Origin of the sequence: Microbacterium salitolerans, assembly GCF_019720895.1 — a bacterium.
GTDB lineage: Bacteria > Actinomycetota > Actinomycetes > Actinomycetales > Microbacteriaceae > Microbacterium.
Genome location: NZ_JAHKSH010000005.1, coordinates 355,605 through 378,975, shown reverse-complemented (window position 1 = coordinate 378,975; position 23,371 = coordinate 355,605). Strand labels below are relative to the sequence as shown.

25 protein-coding genes and 1 tRNA gene are annotated in these 23,371 nt (G+C 69.3%); 22 read left to right on the top strand and 4 right to left on the bottom strand.

What is annotated here, in order from left to right:
• Positions 1–48 precede the first annotated feature (48 nt).
• Together gabT and KOL93_RS13780 are read left to right on the top strand one after the other, a co-directional pair.
• Entirely contained in the window at positions 49–1,404 is a 1,356-nt protein-coding gene (gene gabT, locus KOL93_RS13785; RefSeq protein ID WP_260406569.1) for a 4-aminobutyrate--2-oxoglutarate transaminase, read from the top strand.
• A gap of 20 nt (positions 1,405–1,424) precedes the next feature.
• Positions 1,425–2,888: an NAD-dependent succinate-semialdehyde dehydrogenase gene (locus KOL93_RS13780; RefSeq protein ID WP_221585965.1), complete on the top strand. Its 1,464-nt coding sequence runs from the start codon at positions 1,425–1,427 to the stop codon at positions 2,886–2,888.
• 57 nt (positions 2,889–2,945) lie between these two features.
• Here the strand turns inward: KOL93_RS13780 and KOL93_RS13775 are convergent, their stop codons facing one another.
• Positions 2,946–3,551, bottom strand: a complete 606-nt coding sequence (locus tag KOL93_RS13775) for a TetR/AcrR family transcriptional regulator (RefSeq protein WP_221585964.1) — start codon at positions 3,549–3,551, stop codon at positions 2,946–2,948.
• Between the two features lie 69 nt (positions 3,552–3,620).
• Between KOL93_RS13775 and KOL93_RS13770 the strand changes: the two genes are divergently transcribed.
• The 17 genes from KOL93_RS13770 (at position 3,621) to KOL93_RS13690 (ending at position 18,213) form a co-directional block, all read left to right on the top strand.
• Positions 3,621–5,096, top strand: coding sequence for a purine-cytosine permease family protein (locus tag KOL93_RS13770; protein WP_374107118.1), 1,476 nt, complete (start codon positions 3,621–3,623; stop codon positions 5,094–5,096).
• On the top strand, positions 5,093–6,691 hold the full coding sequence (locus KOL93_RS13765) for an amidohydrolase (RefSeq protein ID WP_221585963.1): 1,599 nt from the start codon (positions 5,093–5,095) through the stop codon (positions 6,689–6,691). Before KOL93_RS13770 ends, KOL93_RS13765 begins: the two co-directional genes overlap by 4 nt.
• Positions 6,692–6,758: 67 nt before the next feature.
• Complete coding sequence (locus tag KOL93_RS13760) at positions 6,759–7,793, top strand: agmatine deiminase family protein (RefSeq protein ID WP_221585962.1); 1,035 nt, start codon at positions 6,759–6,761, stop codon at positions 7,791–7,793.
• On the top strand, positions 7,790–9,487 hold the full coding sequence (locus KOL93_RS13755) for an amidase (protein WP_221585961.1): 1,698 nt from the start codon (positions 7,790–7,792) through the stop codon (positions 9,485–9,487). The genes KOL93_RS13760 and KOL93_RS13755 overlap by 4 nt, the downstream gene beginning before the upstream one ends.
• 60 nt (positions 9,488–9,547) lie before the next feature.
• A complete protein-coding gene (locus KOL93_RS13750) occupies positions 9,548–10,444 on the top strand; it encodes an ABC transporter substrate-binding protein (protein ID WP_221585960.1) in 897 nt (298 codons plus the stop codon).
• 13 nt (positions 10,445–10,457) lie between these two features.
• Positions 10,458–11,396, top strand: coding sequence for an amino acid ABC transporter permease (locus KOL93_RS13745; protein ID WP_221585959.1), 939 nt, complete (start codon positions 10,458–10,460; stop codon positions 11,394–11,396).
• On the top strand, positions 11,393–12,178 hold the full coding sequence (locus KOL93_RS13740) for an amino acid ABC transporter ATP-binding protein (RefSeq protein WP_221585958.1): 786 nt from the start codon (positions 11,393–11,395) through the stop codon (positions 12,176–12,178). The genes KOL93_RS13745 and KOL93_RS13740 overlap by 4 nt, the downstream gene beginning before the upstream one ends.
• Before the next feature lie 145 nt (positions 12,179–12,323).
• A tRNA-Trp gene (locus tag KOL93_RS13735) sits at positions 12,324–12,396 on the top strand.
• A 36-nt stretch (positions 12,397–12,432) separates the two neighbouring features.
• The gene (gene secE / locus KOL93_RS13730) at positions 12,433–12,696 is read left to right on the top strand and encodes a preprotein translocase subunit SecE (protein WP_221585957.1); all 264 of its coding nucleotides are present in this window, start codon (positions 12,433–12,435) and stop codon (positions 12,694–12,696) included.
• Positions 12,697–12,712: 16 nt separating this feature from the next.
• The gene (gene nusG / locus KOL93_RS13725; protein ID WP_221585956.1) at positions 12,713–13,696 is read left to right on the top strand and encodes a transcription termination/antitermination protein NusG; all 984 of its coding nucleotides are present in this window, start codon (positions 12,713–12,715) and stop codon (positions 13,694–13,696) included.
• 147 nt (positions 13,697–13,843) lie between these two features.
• A complete protein-coding gene (rplK, locus tag KOL93_RS13720) occupies positions 13,844–14,275 on the top strand; it encodes a 50S ribosomal protein L11 (RefSeq protein WP_221585955.1) in 432 nt (143 codons plus the stop codon).
• Between the two features lie 13 nt (positions 14,276–14,288).
• Positions 14,289–14,987, top strand: a complete 699-nt coding sequence (rplA, locus tag KOL93_RS13715) for a 50S ribosomal protein L1 (protein ID WP_221585954.1) — start codon at positions 14,289–14,291, stop codon at positions 14,985–14,987.
• A gap of 175 nt (positions 14,988–15,162) precedes the next feature.
• Complete coding sequence (locus KOL93_RS13710; RefSeq protein WP_221585953.1) at positions 15,163–15,792, top strand: SipW-dependent-type signal peptide-containing protein; 630 nt, start codon at positions 15,163–15,165, stop codon at positions 15,790–15,792.
• A gap of 52 nt (positions 15,793–15,844) precedes the next feature.
• A complete protein-coding gene (locus KOL93_RS13705) occupies positions 15,845–16,414 on the top strand; it encodes a SipW-dependent-type signal peptide-containing protein (protein WP_308291639.1) in 570 nt (189 codons plus the stop codon).
• Positions 16,415–16,430: 16 nt separating this feature from the next.
• Positions 16,431–16,994 (top strand): signal peptidase I, encoded by a 564-nt coding sequence (locus KOL93_RS13700; RefSeq protein WP_221585951.1) that lies wholly within the window; start codon positions 16,431–16,433, stop codon positions 16,992–16,994.
• Positions 16,991–17,671, top strand: coding sequence for a hypothetical protein (locus tag KOL93_RS13695; protein ID WP_221585950.1), 681 nt, complete (start codon positions 16,991–16,993; stop codon positions 17,669–17,671). The genes KOL93_RS13700 and KOL93_RS13695 overlap by 4 nt, the downstream gene beginning before the upstream one ends.
• Entirely contained in the window at positions 17,668–18,213 is a 546-nt protein-coding gene (locus KOL93_RS13690; protein ID WP_221585949.1) for a hypothetical protein, read from the top strand. The genes KOL93_RS13695 and KOL93_RS13690 overlap by 4 nt, the downstream gene beginning before the upstream one ends.
• On the opposite strand, the gene KOL93_RS13685 is transcribed toward KOL93_RS13690, so the two are convergent.
• Both KOL93_RS13685 and KOL93_RS13680 read right to left on the bottom strand, forming a co-directional pair.
• Complete coding sequence (locus KOL93_RS13685; RefSeq protein ID WP_221585948.1) at positions 18,214–18,675, bottom strand: MarR family winged helix-turn-helix transcriptional regulator; 462 nt, start codon at positions 18,673–18,675, stop codon at positions 18,214–18,216.
• Positions 18,672–20,357: a DHA2 family efflux MFS transporter permease subunit gene (locus tag KOL93_RS13680; protein ID WP_221585947.1), complete on the bottom strand. Its 1,686-nt coding sequence runs from the start codon at positions 20,355–20,357 to the stop codon at positions 18,672–18,674. The genes KOL93_RS13685 and KOL93_RS13680 overlap by 4 nt, the downstream gene beginning before the upstream one ends.
• Positions 20,358–20,514: 157 nt before the next feature.
• On the opposite strand from KOL93_RS13680, the gene KOL93_RS13675 reads away from it, so the two are divergent.
• Positions 20,515–21,195 (top strand): YqaJ viral recombinase family protein, encoded by a 681-nt coding sequence (locus tag KOL93_RS13675; RefSeq protein WP_260406568.1) that lies wholly within the window; start codon positions 20,515–20,517, stop codon positions 21,193–21,195.
• A 231-nt stretch (positions 21,196–21,426) separates the two neighbouring features.
• On the opposite strand, the gene KOL93_RS13670 is transcribed toward KOL93_RS13675, so the two are convergent.
• Positions 21,427–21,909 (bottom strand): DUF3237 domain-containing protein, encoded by a 483-nt coding sequence (locus KOL93_RS13670; protein ID WP_221585945.1) that lies wholly within the window; start codon positions 21,907–21,909, stop codon positions 21,427–21,429.
• A gap of 304 nt (positions 21,910–22,213) precedes the next feature.
• Here KOL93_RS13670 and rplJ point away from each other — a divergent pair, with 304 nt between their 5' ends.
• Positions 22,214–22,729: a 50S ribosomal protein L10 gene (gene rplJ / locus KOL93_RS13665; RefSeq protein ID WP_221585944.1), complete on the top strand. Its 516-nt coding sequence runs from the start codon at positions 22,214–22,216 to the stop codon at positions 22,727–22,729.
• Between the two features lie 57 nt (positions 22,730–22,786).
• A complete protein-coding gene (gene rplL / locus KOL93_RS13660; RefSeq protein WP_221585943.1) occupies positions 22,787–23,170 on the top strand; it encodes a 50S ribosomal protein L7/L12 in 384 nt (127 codons plus the stop codon).
• Positions 23,171–23,371: the final 201 nt, after the last annotated feature.

Genomic DNA, 23,371 nt, shown 5'->3' with positions numbered 1-23,371 from the left:
ACGCACGGGAGGAGAATCCGTCCCGGCGCCGCCCCTACGCTCGGCCCCATGAGCACCACCATGACCCCCGACGCCCTCCTCGGCGGCCCCTCGCTTCCGCAGGAGCGCCGCATCGTCACCGAGCTCCCCGGCCCGAAGTCGGCCGAGATCCTCGAGCGCAAGGCCGCTGCCGTCGCGGCGGGCGTGACCGCCTCGATGCCGCTCGTCGCCGTGGCAGCCGGCGGCGGCGTCGTCGTCGACGCCGACGGCAACTCGTTCACCGATCTCGGATCGGGCATCGCCGTCACGTCGGTCGGCAACGCCCACCCCGCCGTCGCCCGGGCGATCGCCGACCAGGCCGCCGCCCTCACGCACACGTGCTTCATGATCTCGCCGTACGAGTCGTACATCGCCGTGGCAGAAGCCCTCAACCGCCTCACCCCCGGCGACCACGACAAGCGCAGCGCCCTGTTCAACTCGGGCGCCGAGGCCGTCGAGAACGCCGTCAAGATCGCCCGCAAGTACACGGGCAAGCAGGCCGTGGTCGCCTTCGATCACGGCTATCACGGCCGCACGAACCTCACGATGGCGCTCACGGCGAAGAACAGGCCCTACAAGTCGGGCTTCGGCCCCTTCGCACCCGAGATCTACCGCGCCCCCGCGTCGTACCCCTACCGCGACGGCCTCACGGGCGCCGACGCCGCGAAGCGCGCCATCGACCTCATCGAGAAGCAGGTCGGATCCGAGAACCTCGCGGCCGTCATCATCGAGCCGATCCAGGGCGAGGGCGGGTTCATCGTCCCGGCCGACGGCTTCCTCGAGGCGGTCACGGCCTGGTGTCGCGAGAACGACGTCGTGTTCATCGCCGACGAGGTGCAGACCGGCTTCGCCCGCACAGGGGCGATGTTCGCGAGCGAGCACTTCGGCATCGTCCCCGACCTCATCACGACGGCCAAGGGCATCGCGGGCGGTATGCCCCTCGCCGGCGTCACGGGCCGGGCCGAGATCATGGACGCGGCGCACGCCGGCGGCCTCGGCGGCACATACGGCGGCAATCCCGTGGCCTGCGCCGCGGCGCTCGCCGCGATCGACGCCTACGAGAACGACGACCTCGCCGCACGCGCGGACCGCATCGGCCGGCTCCTCACCGAGCGCCTCGCGGCCATCCAGCAGGCGGATCCGCGCCTCGGTGACATCCGCGGGCGCGGAGCCATGATCGCGGCCGAGTTCGTGGATCCCACGACGGGCGAGCCCGACGCCTCGCTCGTCGCGCAGCTCGCAGCGGCCTGTGCGCAGCAGGGCGTGCTCGTGCTCACGTGCGGGACGTACGGGAACGTGATCCGATTCCTCCCGCCCCTGGCGATCGGCGACGAGCTGCTCGATGATGCACTCGACGTGATCGCGTCCGAACTCACGAAGATCTGATCGAAGACGAAGGAGCCACCATGACGGAGAACGAGAAGGCACTCCTCAGCACGATCCCCGCGAAGCTGTTCATCGGCGGCGAGTGGGTCGACGCGACCGGCGGCGCGACGCTCGACGTGCGCGACCCGGCGACCGGCGAGGTCATCGCGCAGGTCGCCGACGCGACGGCCGACGACGCCACGGCGGCGCTCGATGCCGCCGTCGCCGCACAGGACGAGTGGGCGGCGACGCCGCCCCGCCGGCGCAGCGACATCCTGCGCCGCGCGTGGGAGCTCGTGCAGGAGCGCAAGGAGGACCTCGCCCTCCTCATGTCCGTCGAGATGGGCAAGCCCTATAAAGAGGCCCTCGGCGAGGTCGCCTACGGCGGCGAGTTCCTGCGCTGGTTCAGCGAGGAGGCCGTGCGCATCTCGGGGCGCTACGGATCCAACCCCGAGGGCACGGGGCAGATGATCGTGTCGCAGCGTCCCGTCGGGCCCTGCTTCTTCATCACGCCCTGGAACTTCCCGCTCGCGATGGCGACCCGCAAGATCGCGCCGGCGCTCGCCGCGGGCTGCACGAGCGTCATCAAGCCGCCGCAGCTCACGCCGCTCACGACGATGCTCTTCGTGCAGCTGCTCGAGGAGGCCGGTCTGCCCAAGGGCGTCGTCAACGTCGTGACGTCGTCGTCGTCGAGCCGCGTCTCGGCGCCGATCATCGGCGACGCCCGCCTGCGCAAGCTGTCGTTCACCGGATCCACCGGGGTCGGCAAGCGCCTCATCGCGCAGGCGGCCGACAACGTCCTGCGCGTGTCGATGGAGCTCGGCGGCAACGCCCCGTTCGTGGTGTTCGAGGACGCGGACATCGACAAGGCCGTGGAGGGCGCGCTCGCGGCGAAGTTCCGCAACATCGGCCAGGCCTGCACGGCGGCGAACCGCATCATCGTGCACGAGGACATCGCGGACGAGTTCACGAAGCGGGTGGCGGCGCGCGTCGCCGCCATGAAGATCGGTCGCGGCACCGAGGAGGGCGTCCAGATCGGCCCGCTGATCGACGACGACGCTGTCGCGAAGGCCGTGGATCTCGTGGAGGACGCCGTCGCGAAGGGCGCCTCGCTCGTGCACGGCGGCAAGCGGATCGACGGCGCAGGAAGCTTCTTCGAGCCGACCGTCGTCACCGGTCTCTCGCGTGATGCGGAGATCATGTCGGAGGAGATCTTCGGCCCGGTCTTCGCCGTCATCACCTTCCGCACGGAGGACGAGGCGGTCGAGATCGCCAACGACACCGAGTACGGACTCGTCTCCTACGTCTTCACGGAGGATCTTGCGCGTGGACACCGCATGATCGACCGCCTCGAGACGGGGATGATGGGCCTCAACGCCGGTGTCGTCTCGAACGCGGCCGCGCCGTTCGGCGGCGTGAAGCAGTCGGGCATGGGCCGCGAGGGCGGCCTCGAGGGCATCCACGAGTACCTCTCGACGAAGTACACGCTGCTGCCGAACGCGTAGCGCGTGCGCACGGAAGCCCGGCGGGATCCTCGGATCGCGCCGGGCTTCCGTCGTCCGTCAGCGCCGGGCGAGCATGCCCGCGACGGCCGACTGCAGGAGCGGAACGCGGGCGGCCGATTCTCCCCAGCGCACGAGCCCCTGCGCGTTGAGCCCGTCGATCATCCCCAGCACCTGCCACGCCGCGGCGTCGGCGTCGTCGACGGCGAACGCGCTCGTGCGGAGCCCATCGTCGATGATGCCGCGGACGAGCCCGTGCCAGCCGTCCATCGCGTCGCGCACGACGGCGGCGAGGGGCTCGCTGCGGCGGCCGAGGATCCACGACTCGACCCAGATGAGCGTGACGTCCTCGCGGGTGCCGTCGAGCGTCGTCGCGATCAGCTGATCCATGCGCGCCGCCGGATCCTCCGTGTGCGCAAGCAGGGCGGAGATGTCGGCGAGCTCGGCCGAGACGATCTGCTGGAACGCCCGCGCGACGAGATCGTCCATCCCCGCGGAGTAGTGCGCGACGAGGGCCGACGCGACGCCGATGCGCGCTCCCACCGCGCGCAGTGTGACGGCGGACAGTCCCTGCTCGAGCGCGAGATCTCGCGCGGCGTCGGCGATCTCCGCGGCGCGTTCAGCGGGGTCCTTGCGCGGTGCGCGCTGCCGAGATGCCGTTGACATGGTGCGTTCGATCCTATTACCGTGTCGTCTTATTGATCGATTGATCAATAAGACGAAGGCGTCGAGATCGTGAGGACCATCGTGTCGAGACCAGAAGCCGCGGAACCCCGAGTCGAATCGGGATCCGCCACCGAGCCCGAGACACGCGGCATCGAGTTCGTCCGCGACCAGGATCGCCGCGGACGCCCACGGGATCTGTTCGCCGTCTGGGCGGCGCCGAGCGTCAGCGTGCTGAACCTCACGGTCGGTGCGACCCTCATCGTGCTCGGCCTCGAACTGTGGCAGGCCGTGCTCGTCGTCCTCGCCGCGAGCTCGCTGTGGATCCTCACGGGGATCGTCGCGACATCGGGCCCGGCCGCGGGCACAGCCGGCACCGTCATCACCCGCGCCCTGTTCGGCGTCGTCGGCAACAAGGTGATCGTCGCCTTCTCCGGATGGCTCATCTCCGCCGTCTACCTCGCCCTCAACTGGGTCGCGTCGGCCTTCATCGGGGCGGAGCTGCTCGCGCGGTTCGGGTTCGACGATCCCACGCTGGCGCCGATCGTCGTCACTCTCGGCGTCGCGTGCGTGACGATCGTGGTCGCCGTCTACGGGCACGGCCTGATCCTGCGGTCGTACGGTGTCATCTCGACGGTGCTCGTCGCGGTCTTCCTCATCGTGACGGCGTTCATCATGCCCACGGTCGACTGGGGCTACCGGGCGGCCGAGCCGCTCAGCGGCGTCGCGCTGTGGTCGGCCGTCACGATCGGGTTCACGATCCTCGCGTCCTCGCCGCTGTCGTTCACGAACAGCCCGGACATGGCGCGCTACCTCCCGCGCGAGACGAAGCCATGGCGCGTCGTCGCCGCCACCGCTCTCGGCGGCGCGCTCCCGAGCGCGTTCTTCGCGATCGTCGGCGCCCTCCTCGCGACGGGAATCGGCGTCGCGGAGGTCGCCGGCGGCATGGAGGGGGCGCTGCTCGACACCCTCCCGGTATGGCTCGTCCCGCTCTTCGTGATCGGTGTCATCCTCAACACGATCGCCCTCAACGGCATGACGACCTACACGGCGAGCATGGCGCTGCAGGCGATCGGGATCCCGATCCGCCGAATCCCAGCGGCGGTGGTCGTCGGCGTCATCGGCGCCGCCCTCACGGTTTACTTCGTACTGGCGGGCAGTCTGCTCGACGCGGTGAACCTCATGCTGCAGCTGCTCGTGGTCGTCGCCGCACCGTTCATGGCGGTCTTCGCGACCGACGTGCTTCTGCGCCGCGGCCGCTATGACGCTCTCGATCTGTTCGACGAGCGACGCGGGGGTCCGTTCTGGTTCGCCGGTGGGTGGAAGCCCGCCGGCATGATCGCCATCGTCGTGGGCGGCTTCGCCTCGGCGATGTGCGTCGTCACCTCCCTGTGGGTCGGACCCGTCGCCGCGGCGTTCGGGCACGTCGATCTCTCCGTCCCTGCGGGGGCGATCACCGGATCCGCGCTGTACGCGATCCTGACCCGCGCCGCTCGCCGCAGGCCGACGAACACCTCCGCACCCGCTCGACTGAAGGAGCTCGCATGACCCGCACCCTGTTCCGTGATGCACGCGTCTTCACCGCCGCGGATCCGGCCTGGGCCGAAGCCTTCGTCGTCGATGGTGAGTCGATCGTCTTCGTCGGAGACGCGGACGGGGCACCGGACGTCGACGAGGTCGTCGATCTTGCCGGCCGGGTCGTGCTCCCGGGGTTCGTCGACGCGCACGCGCATATCGTGAAGACGGGAGATGCGCTCGGACAGGTGGGGCTGACCGATGCACGCTCCCTGGAGGAGATCCAGCGGCGTCTTCGCGCAGCGCGGGCGCAGGCGGGCGGCGTCGTGCGCGGGCGCGGCTGGCTGTTCGACTCCGTTCCGGGCGGCGCGCCGACCGCGGCGATGCTCGATGAGGCCGTGCGTGATGTTCCCGTCTTCCTCGACGCCAACGACTACCACTCGTGCTGGGTCAATTCGGCGGCGCTCGAGACGCTCGGCATCACGCGCGACACTCCGGATCCGATCGGCGGCCGGATCGGCCGCCACGACGACGGCACTCCCGATGGTCTGCTGTATGAGACCGCCGCACAGCAGTACGCATGGGCGCACCTCGATGCGCAGGCGACCGACGCGCAGCGCGACGCGGCGACGGATCGCATCGTCGAGGCATATCTGGCGTCCGGTGTCACCGGCGCCGTCGACATGTCGTGCGACGAGCTCGATCTCGCGGCGTTCGGACGCGCGGCATCGAGGGACGCGATGCCGCTGCGCATCGACGCGCACTGGTTCATCGCGAACACCGGCGACGATGAGCGGAATCTCGCCCAGGTCGCGCGCGCCGTCGAGCTCGCGCGGTCGGAGACGCCCGGCGTCCGCATCCTCGGCATCAAACTCGTCCTCGACGGCACGATCGACGCCTGCACGGCGGCGATGCGCGCGCCCTACGCCGACGGCTCGAACGAGGGTCCCATCTGGCCCGCTGAGCGCCTCCTCCCCGTCGTCGCGCAGGCGGATGCGGCGGGCCTGCAGATCGCGATGCACGCGATCGGCGACGCGGCGAGCTCGCTCGCGCTCGATGCGATCGAGCATGCCGTGCGCGAGAACGGCGACCGCTCGCGCCGCCACCGCATCGAGCACCTCGAATACGCGGCGCCCGAGACGGCGGCGCGCATGGCGCGCCTCGGCGTCACGGCCTCGATGCAGCCCGTTCACGCGGATCCGGCGATCTTCGCCAACTGGGCGGCGCAGCTGGGCGACGACCGGGTCGATCGCGGTTTCGCGTGGCGCGAGTACGAGGACGCCGGCGCCGCGCTCGCGTTCTCGACCGACACCCCGACCGCACCGCACGAGCCGCTCCACAACATGTACGTCGCGGCGACGCGTGCGTCTGCGCTGGATCCGTCGGTCGCCGCGGTTCAGCCTGAGCATGCGATCCCGCTCGAGCGCGCGATCGTGCACGCGACCGCCGACGCTGCGGCGTCGGTCGGCGACGGTGCCTGGCGCGGGCGGATCGCACGGGGCTTCGCCGCCGACTTCGTCGTGCTCGACAGGGATCCGTTCTCCGCGGGGCCTGCCGCGCTGCTCGAGGCGCGCGTGCTGCGCACCGTCGTCGCGGGCCGCACGCGCTACGCCGCCGATCGAGCTTGATCTCGTCCGGAGTTCACGGCACAATCGACACTATTGATCATGCGATCAATAAAGCGAGGAGCAGCACATGACCTGGCGGATGCCCGCAGAGACCGAGCGACACGAGCGCACCTGGATGGCGTTCCCGCGTGAGGGTGCGACCCTCGGCGCCACGAGCGCCGAGCGCGAGGCCGGGTACGCCGCGTGGACGGCCGTCGCGCACGCCGTCGCCGAGTTCGAGCCCGTGACGATGCTCGTCGATCCCGACGAGATGTCGCGCGCGCGGCGCATGCTGGGGGGTCGCATCGAGCTCCTCGAGACGCCCGTGGGCGAGTTCTGGCTGCGCGACAGCGGCCCGACCTTCGTCGTCGACGACGAGCGCCCCGGCGTGCTGGGCGCCGTCGACTGGGTCTTCAACGGCTGGGGCGACGCCTCGTGGGCCGACTGGCACCGCTCCGCCGACCACGCGCGCGTCGTCGCCCGCGCCGCCGGCGCCGAGATCGTGAGCTCCGACCTCGTCAACGAGGGCGGGGGGATCCACGTCGACGGTGAGGGGACCGTGCTCGCCACCGAGACGGTCCAGCGGGATCCGCGTCGGAACCCCGGCGTCGAGAGGGCGCAGATCGAGGCCGAGTTCGCCCACACGCTCGGCGCCGCGCGCACCGTGTGGCTCCCACGCGGCCTCACGCGCGACTACGAGGAGTTCGGCACGCGCGGCCATGTCGACATCGTCGCGACGCTGCCCGCGCCCGGCACGCTGCTGCTGCACGCGCAGCGCGACCCCGTGCACCCCGATCACGCCGTCATGGCGATGCTCCGCGGACATCTGGCCGAGTCGACGGACGCGCGAGGGCGGTCGTTCGAGATCGTCGACCTGCCCGCGCCCGACACGCTCCGCGACGCCGAGGGGTTCGTCGACTGGAGCTACATCAACCACCTCGTCGTGAACGGCGGCGTCATCGCCTGCGGGTTCGGCGAGCCCGCAGCCGACGCCCGTGCGCGGGAGATCCTCGGTCGCGTGTACCCGGGCCGCACCGTCGTGACGGTGGACGCGCGCGAGATCTTCGCCCGCGGTGGCGGGATCCACTGCATCACGCAGCAGCAGCCGGAGGCGTCGCGATGATCGAGGTGACCGAGGCGACCATCGCTGATCTGCAGGAGGCGCTCGCATCGGGGCGCGCGACCGCCGTCGACCTCGTCCGCGCGTACGAGGCGCGGATCGACGCCTACGACGCGGCCGGGACGCCGACCGCCCTCAACGCCGTCGTCGTCCGCAACCCCGACGCGCGCGCCGAGGCGGAGGCCTCCGACGCCCGCCGCGCCGCGGGCGCCCTGCGCGGGCCGCTCGACGGGATCCCGTACACGGCGAAGGACAGCTACCTCGTCGCCGGCCTCACGGCCGCCGCCGGCAGCCCGGCGTTCGCCGATCTCGTCGCGCGCCGCGACGCGTTCGCGATCGAGCGGCTGCGGGAGGGCGGCGCCATCTGCCTGGGGCTCACGAACATGCCGCCGATGGCGAACGGGGGCATGCAGCGCGGGCTCTACGGCCGGGCCGAGAGCCCGTACAGCGCCGAATACCTCACGTCGGCCTTCGCCTCCGGATCGTCCAACGGATCAGGGACGGCGACGGCCGCGAGCTTCGCGGCCTTCGGACTCGCCGAGGAGACCTGGTCGAGCGGGCGCGCCCCGGCTTCGTGCAACGCCCTGTGCGCGTACACGCCCTCGCGCGGGGTCATCTCGGTGCGCGGCAACTGGCCGCTCGTGCCCACGATGGACGTCGTCGTCCCGCACACGCGCACGATGGCCGATATGCTCGCCGTCCTCGACGTCGTCGTCGGCGACGACGCGGATGCGCGGGGGGACTTCTGGCGCACGCAGCCCTGGGTCGAGATCCCCGCCGCGTCGCGCGTGCGCCCCGCCTCCTATGGCGGGCTCACGGGAGACCTCCGTGGTGCGACGCTCGGTGTGCCGCGGATGTACGTGAACGCGGATCCCGATGCCGGCACCGCGGGCGCGACCGGGATCGGCGGCCCGACCGGCCAGCGCATCGAGACGCGCGACTCCGTCATCGCGCTGTGGCAGGCGGCGCGCGCCGACCTCGAGGCAGCCGGTGCGACCGTGGTCGAGGTCGACTTTCCTGTCGTGTCGAACTACGAGGGCGATCGCCCGGGCGCGCCGGCGATCGCGACGCGCGGCCTCGTCTCGGCGGACTACCTGCGCCGCGAGATCGTCGACCTCTCCGCATGGGGCTGGGACGACTTCCTCCGCGCGAACGGCGATCCGCGGATCCCGTCGCTGGCCGGCGTCGACGGGGCGCAGATCTTCCCGCATCCCGATGGGGCGCTGCCCGATCGCTACACGGGCTTCGACGACGACATCGCGACCTATCCGGCTCACGTGCGAGCGCACGCCGTCGCCGACATGACGGACATCCCCGAGCTCGCGGCGGGGGTGCGCGGCCTCGAGGAGACGCGCCGCGTCGACCTCGAGGAGTGGATGGACGAGCGCGGCCTCGACGCCGTCGTCTTCCCCGCGATGGCCGATATCGGGCGTGCCGACATGGATGTGGACCCCGCATCCGCCGACCTCGGCTGGCGCAACGGGGTCTGGGTCGCGAACGGCAATCTGGCGATCCGCCACCTGGGCATCCCGACGGTCACGGTGCCGATGGGATCCATGGCCGACACCGGCATGCCCGTGGGGCTCACGTTCGCGGGCCGCGCCTACGACGACACCGCGCTGCTGCAGCTCGGCCTCGCATTCGAGCAGACGGGGGAGCGCCGCGTCGCACCCCCGCGCACGCCGCCGCTCGGGTGACACGGGATTACGGGCGCGTCGTCTGGCATCTCCCCAGGTGACAGGGCAGAAGATAGAGGAATGCGCTCATCCCGTCTTCCCCTCGCCCTGGGCGGCATCGCCCTGACGGTCGCCCTCGCGGCCGGCTGCTCGTCCTCCGCCGAGGAGGCGCCCGAGACTCCCGACGTCGCCGTCGACGAGGATCTCGCCGCTCTCCTTCCCGACGACGTCCGCGAGGCCGGATCCGTCTCGGTCGGCACCGAGGCGCAGTACCCGCCGTACGAGTTCGTCGACACGGCGGACGGCGAGACCATCCAGGGGCTCGACATCGACCTTCTGGAGGCGGCGGCCGCCAAGCTCGGCCTCGACTACGAGCTCGACAACGTCGCCTTCGACACGCTGCTGCCCTCGCTCGACTCCGAGCGCTACGACCTCGTCGTCGCGGGCGTGACCGACTCGGTCGAGCGCCAGGCGAACTACGACTTCGTCGACTACTTCTCGGCCGACCAGGCGATCATCGTCCCGGCCGGCAACCCCGACGACATCGCGGAGATGGGCGACCTCTGCGGTCTCACGGTCTCGGTGCTCGTCGACACGTCGCAGCAGGCGCTTCTCGAGGCTGAGAACGAGGCGTCCTGCGCGGAGGACGAGATCGACATCCTCACCCAGCAGACCGACACCGAGGCCCTCACACAGGTGCAGGTGGGTCGCGCGTCGGCGACGCTCACGCAGGAGGCCGTCGGCGTCTACAACGCGGCGCAGATCCAGGACGGAGCCGCGTTCGAGGTCGCGAACACGGAGTCGATCAGCGGCGAGCCGCTCGGGTTCGTCTTCGCGAAGGGCGACGACGAGCTGCGCGACGCCTTCCAGGCCGCGCTGCAGTCGCTCGTCGACGACGGCACGTACGGCGAGATCCTCGAGGGCTGGGACGTCTCGCTCGGCGCGCTCGACGAGATCACGGTCAACGGCGCGGAGTGACGCGAAAGGCATCATGACCGACACCAGCACGCCGCCGCGGGCAGAAGCCCCGCGCAAGGTCGTCCCCGTGCGCCACTACGGCCAGTGGGCCGGCGTCTTCGTCCTCGCCGTCCTCGCCGCACTGCTCGTCTGGCAGGTCGTCGAGCACAGCGTGATCCGCTGGGACGTCATCTTCTCTCGCGTCGGCGCGACGGCGATCCTCGAGGGCACCCTCGTGACCGTCGTGCTGACGGTCGTGGCCATGATCCTCGGCGTCGTCCTCGGCATCGTGATCGCCGTCATGCGCGTGTCGGGCAACCCGGTCCTGACGACCGTCGCGTGGCTGTTCGTGTGGGTCTTCCGCGGCACGCCGCTGCTCGTGCAGATCCTCATCTGGTTCAACCTCGCGCTGTTCATCCCCTCCCTCGGCTTCGGCGAGTTCAGCGTCCCGCTCAACACGATCTCGCCCTTCGTCGCGGCGCTCATCGCGCTCACGCTGAACGAGGCGGCGTACATGTCCGAGATCGTGCGCGGCGGGCTGCTCTCGGTCGACACGGGCCAGCACGAGGCCGCCGGTGCGCTCGGCATGACGCCGGGGCAGACGCTGCGGCGCATCATCCTGCCGCAGGCGATGCGCGCGATCCTCCCGCCGACGGGCAACGAGGTCGTGACGCTGCTCAAGGAGACCTCGCTCGTGTCGGTCATCGGCGCGGGGGATCTCCTCTACCGCGCCCGCCAGATCGGCGCCGCCGACTTCAGCCTCATGGAGATGCTGCTGGTCGCGAGCGTCTGGTACCTCGCGCTGACCTCGGTGGCGAGCGTGCTGCAGGCCTGGCTCGAGCGCCGGTTCGCGAAGGACGCGCCGAAGCGGGAGGGCTGGCTGTCGCGCATGGTCGCGTTCCGGTCGACGCCCCGCACCGAGCCGGACGTCGGCACCGGCGCCATCGACACCGTGAAGGAGCAGGCCAAGTGAGCACGACGACCCCCGCGGCGGAGCCGCTCGTCACGATCTCCCACGTCGGCAAGTCCTTCGGTCACACCGAGGTCCTGCGCGACATCGACCTCGAGGTGCGCGCCGGCGAGGTCGTCGGCATCCTCGGTCCGTCCGGATCCGGCAAATCGACCCTGCTGCGCTGCATCAACCACCTCGAGGAGCTCGACGCGGGCGAGATCCGCGTCGACGGCGTCCTCGTCGGCTATCGCGAGCACAAGGGGCGCCTCTACGAGCTCCGCCCCAAGGAGGTCGCCCAGCGGCGCCGCGACCTCGGCATGGTGTTCCAGCGCTTCAACCTGTTCGGTCACATGACGGCCCTCGAGAACGTGTGCGAGGCGCCGATCCGCGTCCTCGGGCGGCCCCGGGGCGAGGTGCGCGCGGAGGCGCTCGCGCTGCTCGAGCAGGTCGGCCTCGCGCATCGCGCCGACGTCTACCCATCGCAGCTGTCCGGCGGCCAGCAGCAGCGCGTCGCGATCGCACGCGCCCTCGCGATGAAGCCCAAGGTCATGCTGTTCGACGAGCCGACGAGCGCTCTCGATCCCGAGCTCGTGGGTGAGGTGCTCGCGGTCATGCGTCAGCTCGCCGACAACGGGATGACGATGATCGTCGTCACGCACGAGATGGGCTTCGCACGCGAGGTGTGCGATCGCGTCGTGTTCATGGCCGACGGTGTCGTCGTCGAGCAGGGGCCGCCGGCGCAGGTCATCGACGATCCGCAGCACGAGCGCACGCGCGCATTCCTGGCGCGCGTCGCCAGCTGACCGGCGCCACGCGCGGATCCCTGCCCGGTTCGCCTCCTCGTTTTCCATGCCGTATGATCGATAGAGCAGTTGTTCACTGCATCATTCACTGCGCCTCCGGTCTCAGTGACGAGCGCGGTGAACACCTCGAGATCGCAGGATCTCTAGGGCGGTAGCTCAATTGGCAGAGCAGCGGTCTCCAAAACCGCAGGTTGCAGGTTCGATTCCTGTCCGCCCTGCGCGTCAGCGGCACGCTGACTCACGAAAGGTGACGAATGGCTCAGGATGCAGCCGGCGGCATGTCCGCCGCCGCAGGAGGCGCGAACGCCGCGAAGAAGCCGAACTTCTTCGCCCGTATCGTGATCTTCTTCCGTGAGGTCATGGCAGAACTCCGCAAGGTGGTGACGCCGACCCGCAAGGAGCTCATCAAGTTCACGAGCGTCGTGCTGGGCTTCGTCGTCGTCATGATGGCGTTGATTCTGGGTCTCGACACCGTCTTCTCGTGGGTGGTGAACGTCGTCTTCGGCGTTCCGAGCTAAACGAAAGAGGCAAGACGTGTCTGAGAAGCATCTCGACGACGCAGACTGGGCCCCCTCGGCCGAGCAGTCGAGCGAAGAAGACGAGGCCCAGACGGGCAACACGCTCGCGAGCAGCGAGCAGGCGAGCGAGACCGCCGAGCACAAGGCCATGCATGTCGATGACGGCAGCGGCTTCGTCGACAGCGAAGAAATCTCCATCGCAGACCCGGAGGCAGATGCGATCGTGAACGACGCACTCAACATCGACGAGACCGCAGAGGTCGAGGCCGCGGCCGACGTCCTGAACGACGAGGCCCAGGAGGGTGCGGAGGCTCCCGCCGAGGCCGAAGCGACCGCCGAGGTCGAGGAGACGACTGACGCTCCGGCCGAGGACGAGGACCCGTACGCGGAGTTCCGTGCTGAGCTGCGCTCGCTCGAGGGCAAGTGGTACGTGATCCACTCCTACGCGGGCTTCGAGCGCAAGGTGAAGACCAACATCGAGCAGCGCAAGCAGACGCTCGAGGTCGAAGAGGACATCTACCAGGTCGAGGTGCCGATGGAAGATGTCGTCGAGGTCAAGAACGGCCAGCGCAAGATGGTCACGCGCGTGCGCATCCCGGGCTACGTGCTCGTGCGCATGGAGCTGAACGAGGACACCTGGTCGGTCGTGCGTCACACGCCGGGCGTCACGGGCTTCGTCGGCAACGCGCACAACCCGACGCCGCTGCGCTTCGAAGAGGCGTTCAACATGCTCAAGCCGCTCGCCGAGATCAAGGAGGCCGAGAAGGCAGCCGCCGGCGATCAGAAGGCCAAGCAGACGAACGCGCAGCGTTCGATCCCCGCCGAGATCGACTTCGAGATCGGCGAGACGATCACGATCAAGGACGGCTCGTTCGCGGGCCTGCCGGGAACGATCAACGAGATCAGCCCGGCGAGCGGCAAGCTCACCGTGCTCGTGTCGCTCTTCGAGCGCGAGACGCCCGTCGAGCTGTCGTTCGATCAGGTCACCAAGATGGTCTGATCCGATTCGTCGGATCCTCTGGAGTTCTCCAGCCTGCTCAGGCATAATGTCTGAGTTTGCGCGCCTCAGCGCGCCACCAGCCACCACACCCTCTTCAGGTGTGGGAGAGCGCACGCACACGGCGTGTGTTCGAAGAAAGGAAACGCAATGGCACCGAAGAAGAAGGTCTCGGGCTTCATCAAGCTCCAGATCCAGGCCGGCCAGGCCAACCCGGCGCCGCCGATCGGCCCTGCCCTGGGTCAGCACGGCGTCAACATCATGGAGTTCTGCAAGGCGTACAACGCCGCGACCGAGCAGCAGCGCGGCAACGTCGTCCCCGTCGAGATCACCGTCTACGAGGACCGCAGCTTCACGTTCATCCTGAAGACGCCGCCGGCCGTCGAGCTCATCAAGAAGGCCGCGGGCCTCAAGAGCGGTTCGGCCACGCCGCACACCGTCAAGGTCGGCAAGATCACGAAGGCTCAGGTCGAGGAGATCGCCAAGACCAAGGAGCCCGACCTGAACTCGAACGACCTCGAGGCCGCGTCGAAGATCATCGCCGGCACCGCCCGCTCCATGGGCATCACGGTCGAGGGCTGAGGGGATAACGAAGATGGCAAAGTCCAAGGTTTACACCGCCGCGGTCGCGAAGCTCGAAGAGGGCAAGTTCTACACGCCCACCGAGGCCGTCGCGCTCGCCAAGGAGACCGGCTCGAAGAAGTTCGACTCGACCGTCGAGGTCGCGCTGAAGCTCGCAGTCGACCCGCGCAAGGCCGACCAGATGGTGCGCGGCACCGTCATGCTCCCGCACGGCACGGGCAAGACCGCCAAGGTCATCGTGTTCGCGAACGGGCCGGCCGCTGAGGCCGCGATCGCCGCGGGTGCGGACGAGGTCGGCGGCGCCGAGCTCATCCAGCGCGTCGCCGACGGCTGGACCGACTTCGACGCGGCTGTCGCCGTTCCGGAGCTCATGGGTCAGGTCGGACGCCTCGGCAAGGTCCTCGGCCCCCGTGGTCTCATGCCGAACCCCAAGACGGGAACGGTCACCCCGAACCCCGCCAAGGCGGTCGAGGAGATCAAGGGCGGCAAGATCGACTTCCGCGTCGACAAGCACGCCAACCTGCACTTCATCGTGGGCAAGTCCTCGTTCGACCTCGACAAGCTCGACGAGAACATCGCGGCCGCCCTCGACGAGGTCGTCCGTCTGAAGCCGGCCAGCGCCAAGGGTCGCTACATCCAGAAGGGCACGGTGTCGACCACGTTCGGTCCCGGCATCCCGCTCGACGTCAGCTCGATCGCAGCCGCCGTCTGAGTCAGCCCTCCGGGTTCCTCGAACGCCCCGTCGCCCTGTGCGACGGGGCGTTCGTCGTTCCCGGTACCCCTCGGCGAACCTCTTGTGTGTCCCGTCGATGACTGACAGTCTCTCTACCGAGATATCGCGGTCGCACGACCGTGCCGGACTGCTTGCCGAGAGTATGGGGACTCACATGGCCACTACCACCACACGTCGCAAGATCCTTGCGGTCCTCGCCGGCGGCACCGTCGTCGGCGTCGGAGCCGCCATCACACTGGCGAATTGGAACGACTCCGAGTTCGCGACAGGAACGTTCGCGGCCGGATCCTTCAACATCGAGGGATCCCTCGACAACGGCGGGACCGACGCGTACGCCGAGCACGACACGGCCGCGACCGCCCAGCAGCTCGACACCGTCGAGTACGTCGCCGACACCTCGAGCATGGTGCCGGGCGAGATCGCCTACGACTCGTTCTTCGTGCGCGTCGACGCACCGACGACGGTCTCGGGGACGCTGGCGATGAACGGCATCACCGGCACGGGAGACGTGGCGGAGTACGCGTACGATGTGGCGGCCATCGGCGTCGGCGAGACGTGCGACGCCACCACGATCGCCGCAGGAACGGTGCTCGGCACGGGCGCCGGGCTCGACGAGAACACGGCGGCCGCCGCGACTGCCGACCTCGTCCATGACGACGACACGGCCGTCGCGGGAGTCCCCGTGCACCTCTGCTTCGCCGTCGAAGCTTCGGAAGAGCTGACGCAGGGGGCGACGGCGACGGCGACGTGGGAGTTCCAGGCGACCTCGGACGACGCGAGCTGAGATGGCGAAGAGGGAGCAGGCACGTCGCTCCCGGTCGCTTCTCCTGAGGCGCGTGCGCGCGCTCCTCGCGGGCGGGCTCGTCCTCGGCGTCGGCGCGGCGGCGACACTTGCCGCGTGGACGGATCAGGAGCACACCACGGCGACGTTCACCGCAGGAACCTTCGGGATCGTGGGCGCAACGGACGGGACCACCTTCACCGAGCATGCCTCGAGCGGCCAGGCGGCCGCGCTGTCGTTTCAGGTGACCCCGGGAGCCATGGCGCCGGGCGACACGGTGTACGCGCCGTTCAGCGTGCGCACGACGGCCTCGTCGGTCGCCGGGCAGGCGACTCTCGGGGCCGCGACCGAGAATGGGACAGGGCTGGGGGCGTTCCTGCAGTACGGCGTCGCTGTGATCACGGGCACGACCTGCAACGCGACCACGTTCGCCGCCGCGCCGAAGATCGTCGCGACCGGCTCTTCGCTCACCACAGGCGCCACCGCGGCGCAGCAGCTCCAGGCGGCGGCGGGCAACGTCGTGACCTACTGCTTCGCCGTGACGATGCCGGCCACGACGGGCAACGCGGCGCAGGGGCAGACGGTCACGGCGCGCTGGACCGTGAATGCTCAGTCCGTGACGTGACGTGCGGAGCGCCGAGATGACGATGCAGCATGCGAGACGCGAGAAGCCCCGTGTCGCGAGGGTCGCGGGCGAGGTCCTTCTCTGGTTCGCGGCGGTCGGCGGCCTGGTGTGCATCGCGCTCGTCGTGCTCGCGTGGGCGTTCGACATCACGCTGATGATGTTCCGAACGGGGTCCATGGCGCCGACGATCCCCGCGGGGTCCGTTGCGATCGTGAAGCACGTGCCGGCGGCGGAGATCGACGTCGGCGACATCGTCACGGTGGATCGCGATGAGCAGCTCCCCGTGACCCACCGGGTGACGAGCATCGAGGAGGGGAGCATCGACGCGGAGCGCGTGATCACGATGCGCGGGGACGCGAACGCGTCGGACGACCCGCATCCGTACGCCGTGACCGGCGTGCGCACGGTGCTCTTCGCGATTCCGGGGCTCGCGCCGATCATCGTGTGGTTCAGCAATCCGTACGTACTCGGCGGCATCACGATCGCCGCGGGAGTGCTCGTTGGCTGGGCGTTCTGGCCGCGCGCAGAGAAGCTCGACGACGAGAAGTCGCGACCGCTCGCGAGGGAGGGCGCCCCGTGACCGCCCGGCGACTGATGTTCGCAGCGGCGCTCGCGGCGGCGCTCGTCGCACTTCCGGTGGCGGCGTCCGCCGACCCGTCGTCGCGGACAATCGAAGGCGAGCACCTCCGGATCGTCTCCACGCTCGACCACGAGGCGGCGGGGAGCCTGGCGAACGGCGAGCGCATCGGCTGGACGCTCGAGGTCAGCGCGGACGCTCCGTCACCGGGCCGGATCGACGTCCTGCTGGAGGGGCGGGGCGAACTCGCCGTGAAGGTCGCCGTCTCGCGGTGCGAGGTCGCGTGGCAGGATGGCGTCTGCGCCGCGGGGGAGACCGTCCTCCACCCCGCTGCGCCCGGCCCCCTCGACGGCTCGCGTGTGCATCTCGTATCCGCCGCCGCGAGCGGCGTCGCGCACCTGCACGTGACCGTCGAGGCGCCCGATCCCGTGCCGCAGAACGCCTCGACAGATATCCGGATCGTGGCGGAGGGGTTCGGCGAGGAGATCGATTCCGGGCCGCCCGACCCGTCGGAACCGCCCGACGACGAGCCCGCGTCGCCACCCGATGACGACGAGGACGATCTCGCGGTCACGGGCGCCGACCTGTCCTGGTCGGGCGGGCTCGGCCTCGCCGCCGTGCTGTGCGGCATCGGCACGGCGCTCCTGGCGCGCCGCCGCACGCGGGGAGGTGCCCAGTGAGAGCGCGTGTCCGCCGTCTCATCGCCGTCGCCGCAGTGTCCGTCTCCGCCCTGGTCTTCGCGTTCGGCGAGGGGGCCGATCCGCAGGCCACCGACGCGGCGTTCACCGACGTCGAGCACAGTGCCTCGTCACAGTTGGGGACGGTCGTGCTGCAGCCGCCCGTCATCGCGTCGACGAGCTGCCAGCGCCCGACGCTGCTGAACCTCGGCCAGCCGTTCCTCACCGTGCAGTGGCGATGGCCGGGCACGGGGCGGCCGTATCCGAACCTGACGGCGGCGAATACGCAGTGGCGCATCAACGGCACGATCGCGACGGCGACGCATTCGGGACCGTCCAACGGCGTCTACACGACGCGATTCACGGGGAACGTCCTGCAGCAGATCCTCGGAAGCATCACCGACCTGTTCGGAACGAGCTTCCCCGTGACGGTGCGCACCGTGTGGACCCCCGGAACGGCGCCGTGGCAGTCGGCGCAGCAGAAGACCGTCCAGGTCACCCTGCCGCTGCTCACCGGGATCCAGTGCCCGAATCCCGACGCCTGATCACTCGACCGGAGGCACTTCGTCGTTCGTGAGGGCGTGGATCAGCTGAGTGAGACGCTCGATGTCCGACAGCGGCCAGCGCGACAGCGTCAGTTCCAGGGAGCTGTCGCGACCGGCGCGCGCCTCCTCGAGCTTCTCTCGCCCCGAATCGGTCGCCGAGAGCAGGTGCGCACGGCCGTCGTCGGGATCGGGCGTGCGCACGACGAGCTCGAGCGACTCAAGTTCGCGCACCATGCGGCTGAGGTGCCCCTTGTCGACCCGCAGCATCTCGGCGATGGATGAGGCGGTGAGCGGGCCATGACGGTCGATGAGCGTGAAGATCTTGTACGAGCCGGGCATCAGGCCGGGGCTCACGCGCTCCGCGGTGTCGTGGATGATCGTTCGGAAGCGCGCGAGCAGATCCGAGAACTCGGCCTCGAGCGCACGGATCGCGTCGTGCTCGTGGCCCTGCGGCTCCGTCATGAGCGGCGCTCCTCCGTCACCTGGGCGTCGTCCGTGATGATCGGCACGGAGCCCGTCGACGCGGTCGCGACGGCGGCCGCATCAGCATATCCGCTGTCATTCGCGTTCTGCTCGCGGAGGCGTTCGACGGTCGTCTGGCGGTGAAGCGAGGCGTTCGGCAGGAACGCGATCGCGATCAGGCTCAGGACGGCGAGCGGCACCCCGACCAGGAACGCGTGGGAGATCGAGTTCGCCGCGACCTCTTCGATGATCATCGCGATCTGCTGCGGCATGTCCCGGGTGGTCGGGAGCGAGCCGGCCGCGAGCTGCTTCGCGACCGCCTGGCCCTTCGCGCCGAGCGAGGCGATCGCCTGGCCGACCTCCGCCGCACGATCCGTCATCTGCTGCGTCATGCTCGCCGCGAGGACGGACCCCATGATCGCCACACCGGCCGTGCCCCCGACCGAGCGGAAGAAGTTCACGCCGGAGCTCGAGACGCCCATCTGCGCGGGGTTCGCGGAGTTCTGCACGACGAGCACGAGGTTCTGCATCGTCATGCCGGTCCCGGCCCCCAGCAGGAACATGTAGACGCACACGAGCCAGAGCGGGGTGTCGACGCGCAGGGTGGACAGCAGCGACGTGCCCGCGATCATCAGGACGGCGCCCGTGACGAGGTAGCGCTTCCAAGTGCCCGTGCGTGTGACGAGCTGGCCGACGATGGTCGAGGATCCGAGCATCCCGACGGCCATGGGGATCGTCAGGAGACCGGCCTCGGTCGGGCCGAAGCCGCGTGCGATCTGCAGGTACTGGCTGAGGTAGATGGCCGTGCCGAACATGGACACGCCGATCGAGATGGACGCGAGGACCGCGAGCGAGAACGTGCGGTTGCGGAAGAGCGACATCGGGATGAGCGGCTCCGCGACGCGCATCTCGACGAGCACGAACACGATCGCCGCGACGACGCCGATGCCGACCATGTAGAGCGTCTCCCAGCTGGCCCAGCCGTAGTCGGAGACGTTCGTGATCCAGACGAGGAGGAAGCCGGCGGAGATGCTCAGCAGCGCGATGCCGAGGTAGTCGATCCGCACCTTGCCCTTGCGGTGCTGTTCGATGCGCAGCGTGCGCATGATCACCGCGAACGCGATGATCCCGAGCGGGACGCCGACGTAGAAGTTCCACCGCCAGCCGACCGTGTCGGTGAGGAGGCCGCCGAGCAGGGGGCCGCCGACCGTGCCGACCGCCATGACGCCGGCGAAGAGTCCCATGTACTTGCCGCGCTCGCGCGGGCTGATGATGTCGGCCATGAGGATCTGGCTGAGGGCCTGGAGCCCGCCGCCGCCGATGCCCTGCAGCGCGCGGAAGAAGATGAGCATCTCGACGTTCTGGCTCAGACCTGCACCCGCGCTCGCGAGCACGAAGATCGTCAGCGCGACGAGCATCAGAACCTTGCGGTTCGTGAGATCGGCGAGCTTGCCCCAGATGGGGGTCGAGATCGCGGTCGTCAGCAGGGTCATGGTGACGACCCAGGTGTACGAGGTCTGGGATCCGCCGAGCTCGGGGACGATGATCGGAAGCGACGTTCCGACGACTGTCATCGAGATCATCGAGCAGAACATCGCCAGCAGCAGGCCCGAGAGGGCCTCGAGCACCTGGCGACGCGACATGTGTGCGGAGACGGTGGTGGTGTGAGTGCTCACGCGCATCCTTCCGGGAAGAGAGGAGGGGAGGGGAGCGCGGCGACGCTGTCGCGCAGAAAAGTTGACGATCGTCAACTATACACAGATGGTTGATGTTTGGCAACCAAAGGGATCCCTCGCGTCGCTCCGGGGCTCTCAGCGCGGCTCGGCTAGTCTCATGAGGATGCTCACGCCAGAACTCGAAGCCCGGATCGTCGCCGATTCGCGTGATCGCGTGGCGTGGATGCGGGCCCGCTCGCAGGGCGTCACCGCGACCGACGTCGCCCACCTCTCGACCCCCGCATCGATCCAGCGCGCGGCGAAGCAGAAGCTCCGCCCCTCCGGCTTCTCGGGCAACGCCTATACGGATCACGGACGTCGCCGTGAGCCTGAGATCGCGGCGTGGGTCGAGAAGGAGCACGGGATCCTGCCCTCGACGGTGCTGTTCCGTGCCGAGATCGAGAAGCGCCACCTCGCGACGCCCGACGGCATCCTGCAGCAGGAAGACGGCTGCGTGGTGCTCGCCGAGATCAAGACGACGAACAAGCCGTGGCGCACCATCCCGCGCCACTACCTCCGCCAGGTGTGGTGGCAGCAGCATGTGCTCGGCGCCGAGCGCACCCTGTTCGCGTGGGAGGAGCACCGCGACTTCCGCCCGCTTCACGACGAGCCGAAGTTCGTGTGGATCGACCGCGACGATACGGCGATCGATCAGCTCGTCGGCATGGCGACCGAGCTCATCGACGAGCTCTACCGGCTCACGACGGGGCAGTCGATCCCGCAGGGCGATCTCTCACCGCGCGAGCAGGCGATGCTCCGTGAGGCGACGCGCGACGCCTACCGCGCCCTCGCGCTGACCGACTGAAATCGAGCCCCCAAAAGGGGGACTCGATTCGTGTCCTGTCTGGGCGGATCCGGCTTCGCCGTCCGCCGAGGATCGAGCCCTCAAAAGGGGGACTCGATTCGTGTCCTGTCTGGGCGGATCCGGCTTCGCCGTCCGCCGGGGATCGAGCCACCAAAAGGGGGACTCGATTCTTTTCCCATCTCGGCGGATCCGGCTTCGCCATCCGCCGGGGATCGAGCCCGCTGAGAGAGCTCAGTCGACGACGAAGACCGCGAGCTCGACTCTGTCCGGGCGGCGGACGCCGGATCCCACGAGGATCCTGTCGGTCAGCCAGCCCCACCGCTCGCCCGACGCCGTGAGTGTCGGAACGCACCGGAAGTAGATCCGTTCGGGGGTGACGGGACGGCCCGCGACGAGAGCGGCGATGTCGTCGGGGGAGCCGGTGCGGATGCCATGGTTCTCGACGCTGATGCGCGTGCCGTCGTCGGTCTCGATCGCGTAGCGCGCCTCGAGCGAGGTGGTGGTCGCGGAGCGCAGGATCTGGAAGTCGGCGCCGCCGGGCAGGACGCGGCCCGAGATGCCCGGCCCCGAGATGTCGCCGCCGCGGATCGGAATGATGCGCCGGGCGCCGCCCGGCATGTCGCCGAGCTCGACGGGCTCGTCGACGAGCGCCGTGATCGTCGCGAAGTAGCGCAGGCTGGGTGCGGGGATGGCGGCGGGGGCATCGTCTGTCATGTCGCCGACGATACGGGCCCTTCTGTCGCGTCTGAGGATCCGCCGAGCGAGTTGGCGGAAGCCGCGGGGGTGTCGTACGATAGCTGAAGCCGAAGACCGCCGGTCATCGAGTCGCGTGCGAATGCGATCCGATCGAAGCTCTGCAGACGCAGGGGCCCGCGCAGGTGTACTGAATCTCTTCCCTGTTCTGCAGGATTTCTGAGCTCCGTGCGCCCGCGCCGGAGCTTTTGTCATGTGTGCGGGTAGGCGGCCGGGGCCGGCACCTCACCACCGTGGGGCGCCTCGTACGTATCAAGGAGTGGCCATGGCGCTGAAGGAAGCATCGGTCACCGAGCTCGCGAACAAGTTCGAGAACTCCGGTGCCGTTCTGCTGACCGAATACCGCGGCCTGACGGTTGCCGAGCTCAAGGAGCTCCGCAACAGCATTCGTCAGGATGCGGAATACGCCGTGGTGAAGAACACGCTGACCAAGATCGCCGCCGACAAGGCCGGCATCGAGGGTCTCGACGACGACCTGCAGGGTCCGTCGGCGATCGCCTTCGTGCACGGTGACCCTGTCGCCGTCGCCAAGGGTCTGCGCACCTTCGCCAAGGCACACCCTCTTCTCGTGATCAAGGGCGGGTACTTCGATGGTGCCCCGCTCTCGGCTGAGGAAGTCAACAAGCTCGCCGACCTCGAGAGCCGTGAGGTTCTCCTGTCGAAGGTCGCCGGCATGATGAAGGCCTCGATGTCGAAGGCTGCCGCCGTCTTCCAGGCGCTGCCGTCGAAGACCGTGCGAACGGTCGAAGCGCTGCGCGAGAAGCAGGAGAACGCGGGCTGACGCCCGACGTTCACAAGAACCCACTTACCTCACTCACACCAATACAGGAGATACATCATGGCGAAGCTCAGCACCGAAGAGCTGCTCAGCGCGTTCGAGGAGCTCACGCTCATCGAGCTCAGCGAGTTCGTGAAGGCGTTCGAGGAGAAGTTCGACGTCACCGCTGCCGCCCCGGCCGCTGTTGCCGTGGCTGGCGCCCCGGCTGCCGCCGCTGAGGAGGCCGAGGAGCAGACCGAGTTCGACGTCATCCTCGAGGGTGCCGGCGACAAGAAGATCCAGGTCATCAAGGCTGTCCGCGAGCTCACCTCGCTCGGCCTCGGCGACGCCAAGGGTCTCGTCGACGGTGCGCCCAAGGCTGTCCTCGAGGGCGTCGCCAAGGACGCTGCCGAGGACGCGAAGGCGAAGCTCGAGGAGGCAGGCGCTTCGGTTACCGTCAAGTAATCGAGAGCACCGCTTCTCTGCACGAAGCCCCTGGAACCTTCGGGTTCCAGGGGCTTCGTCGTGTTACCGATCGATCACATGTCGGCGTTCCCATTGCCAGGATCCTCGCAGGGTCACTAACCTCGCCGCAGGACGTCTGTCCTGCACAGTCAACGAACAGCCAATGGGGGCAATGCGATGACTCGACACAGCCGATGGATC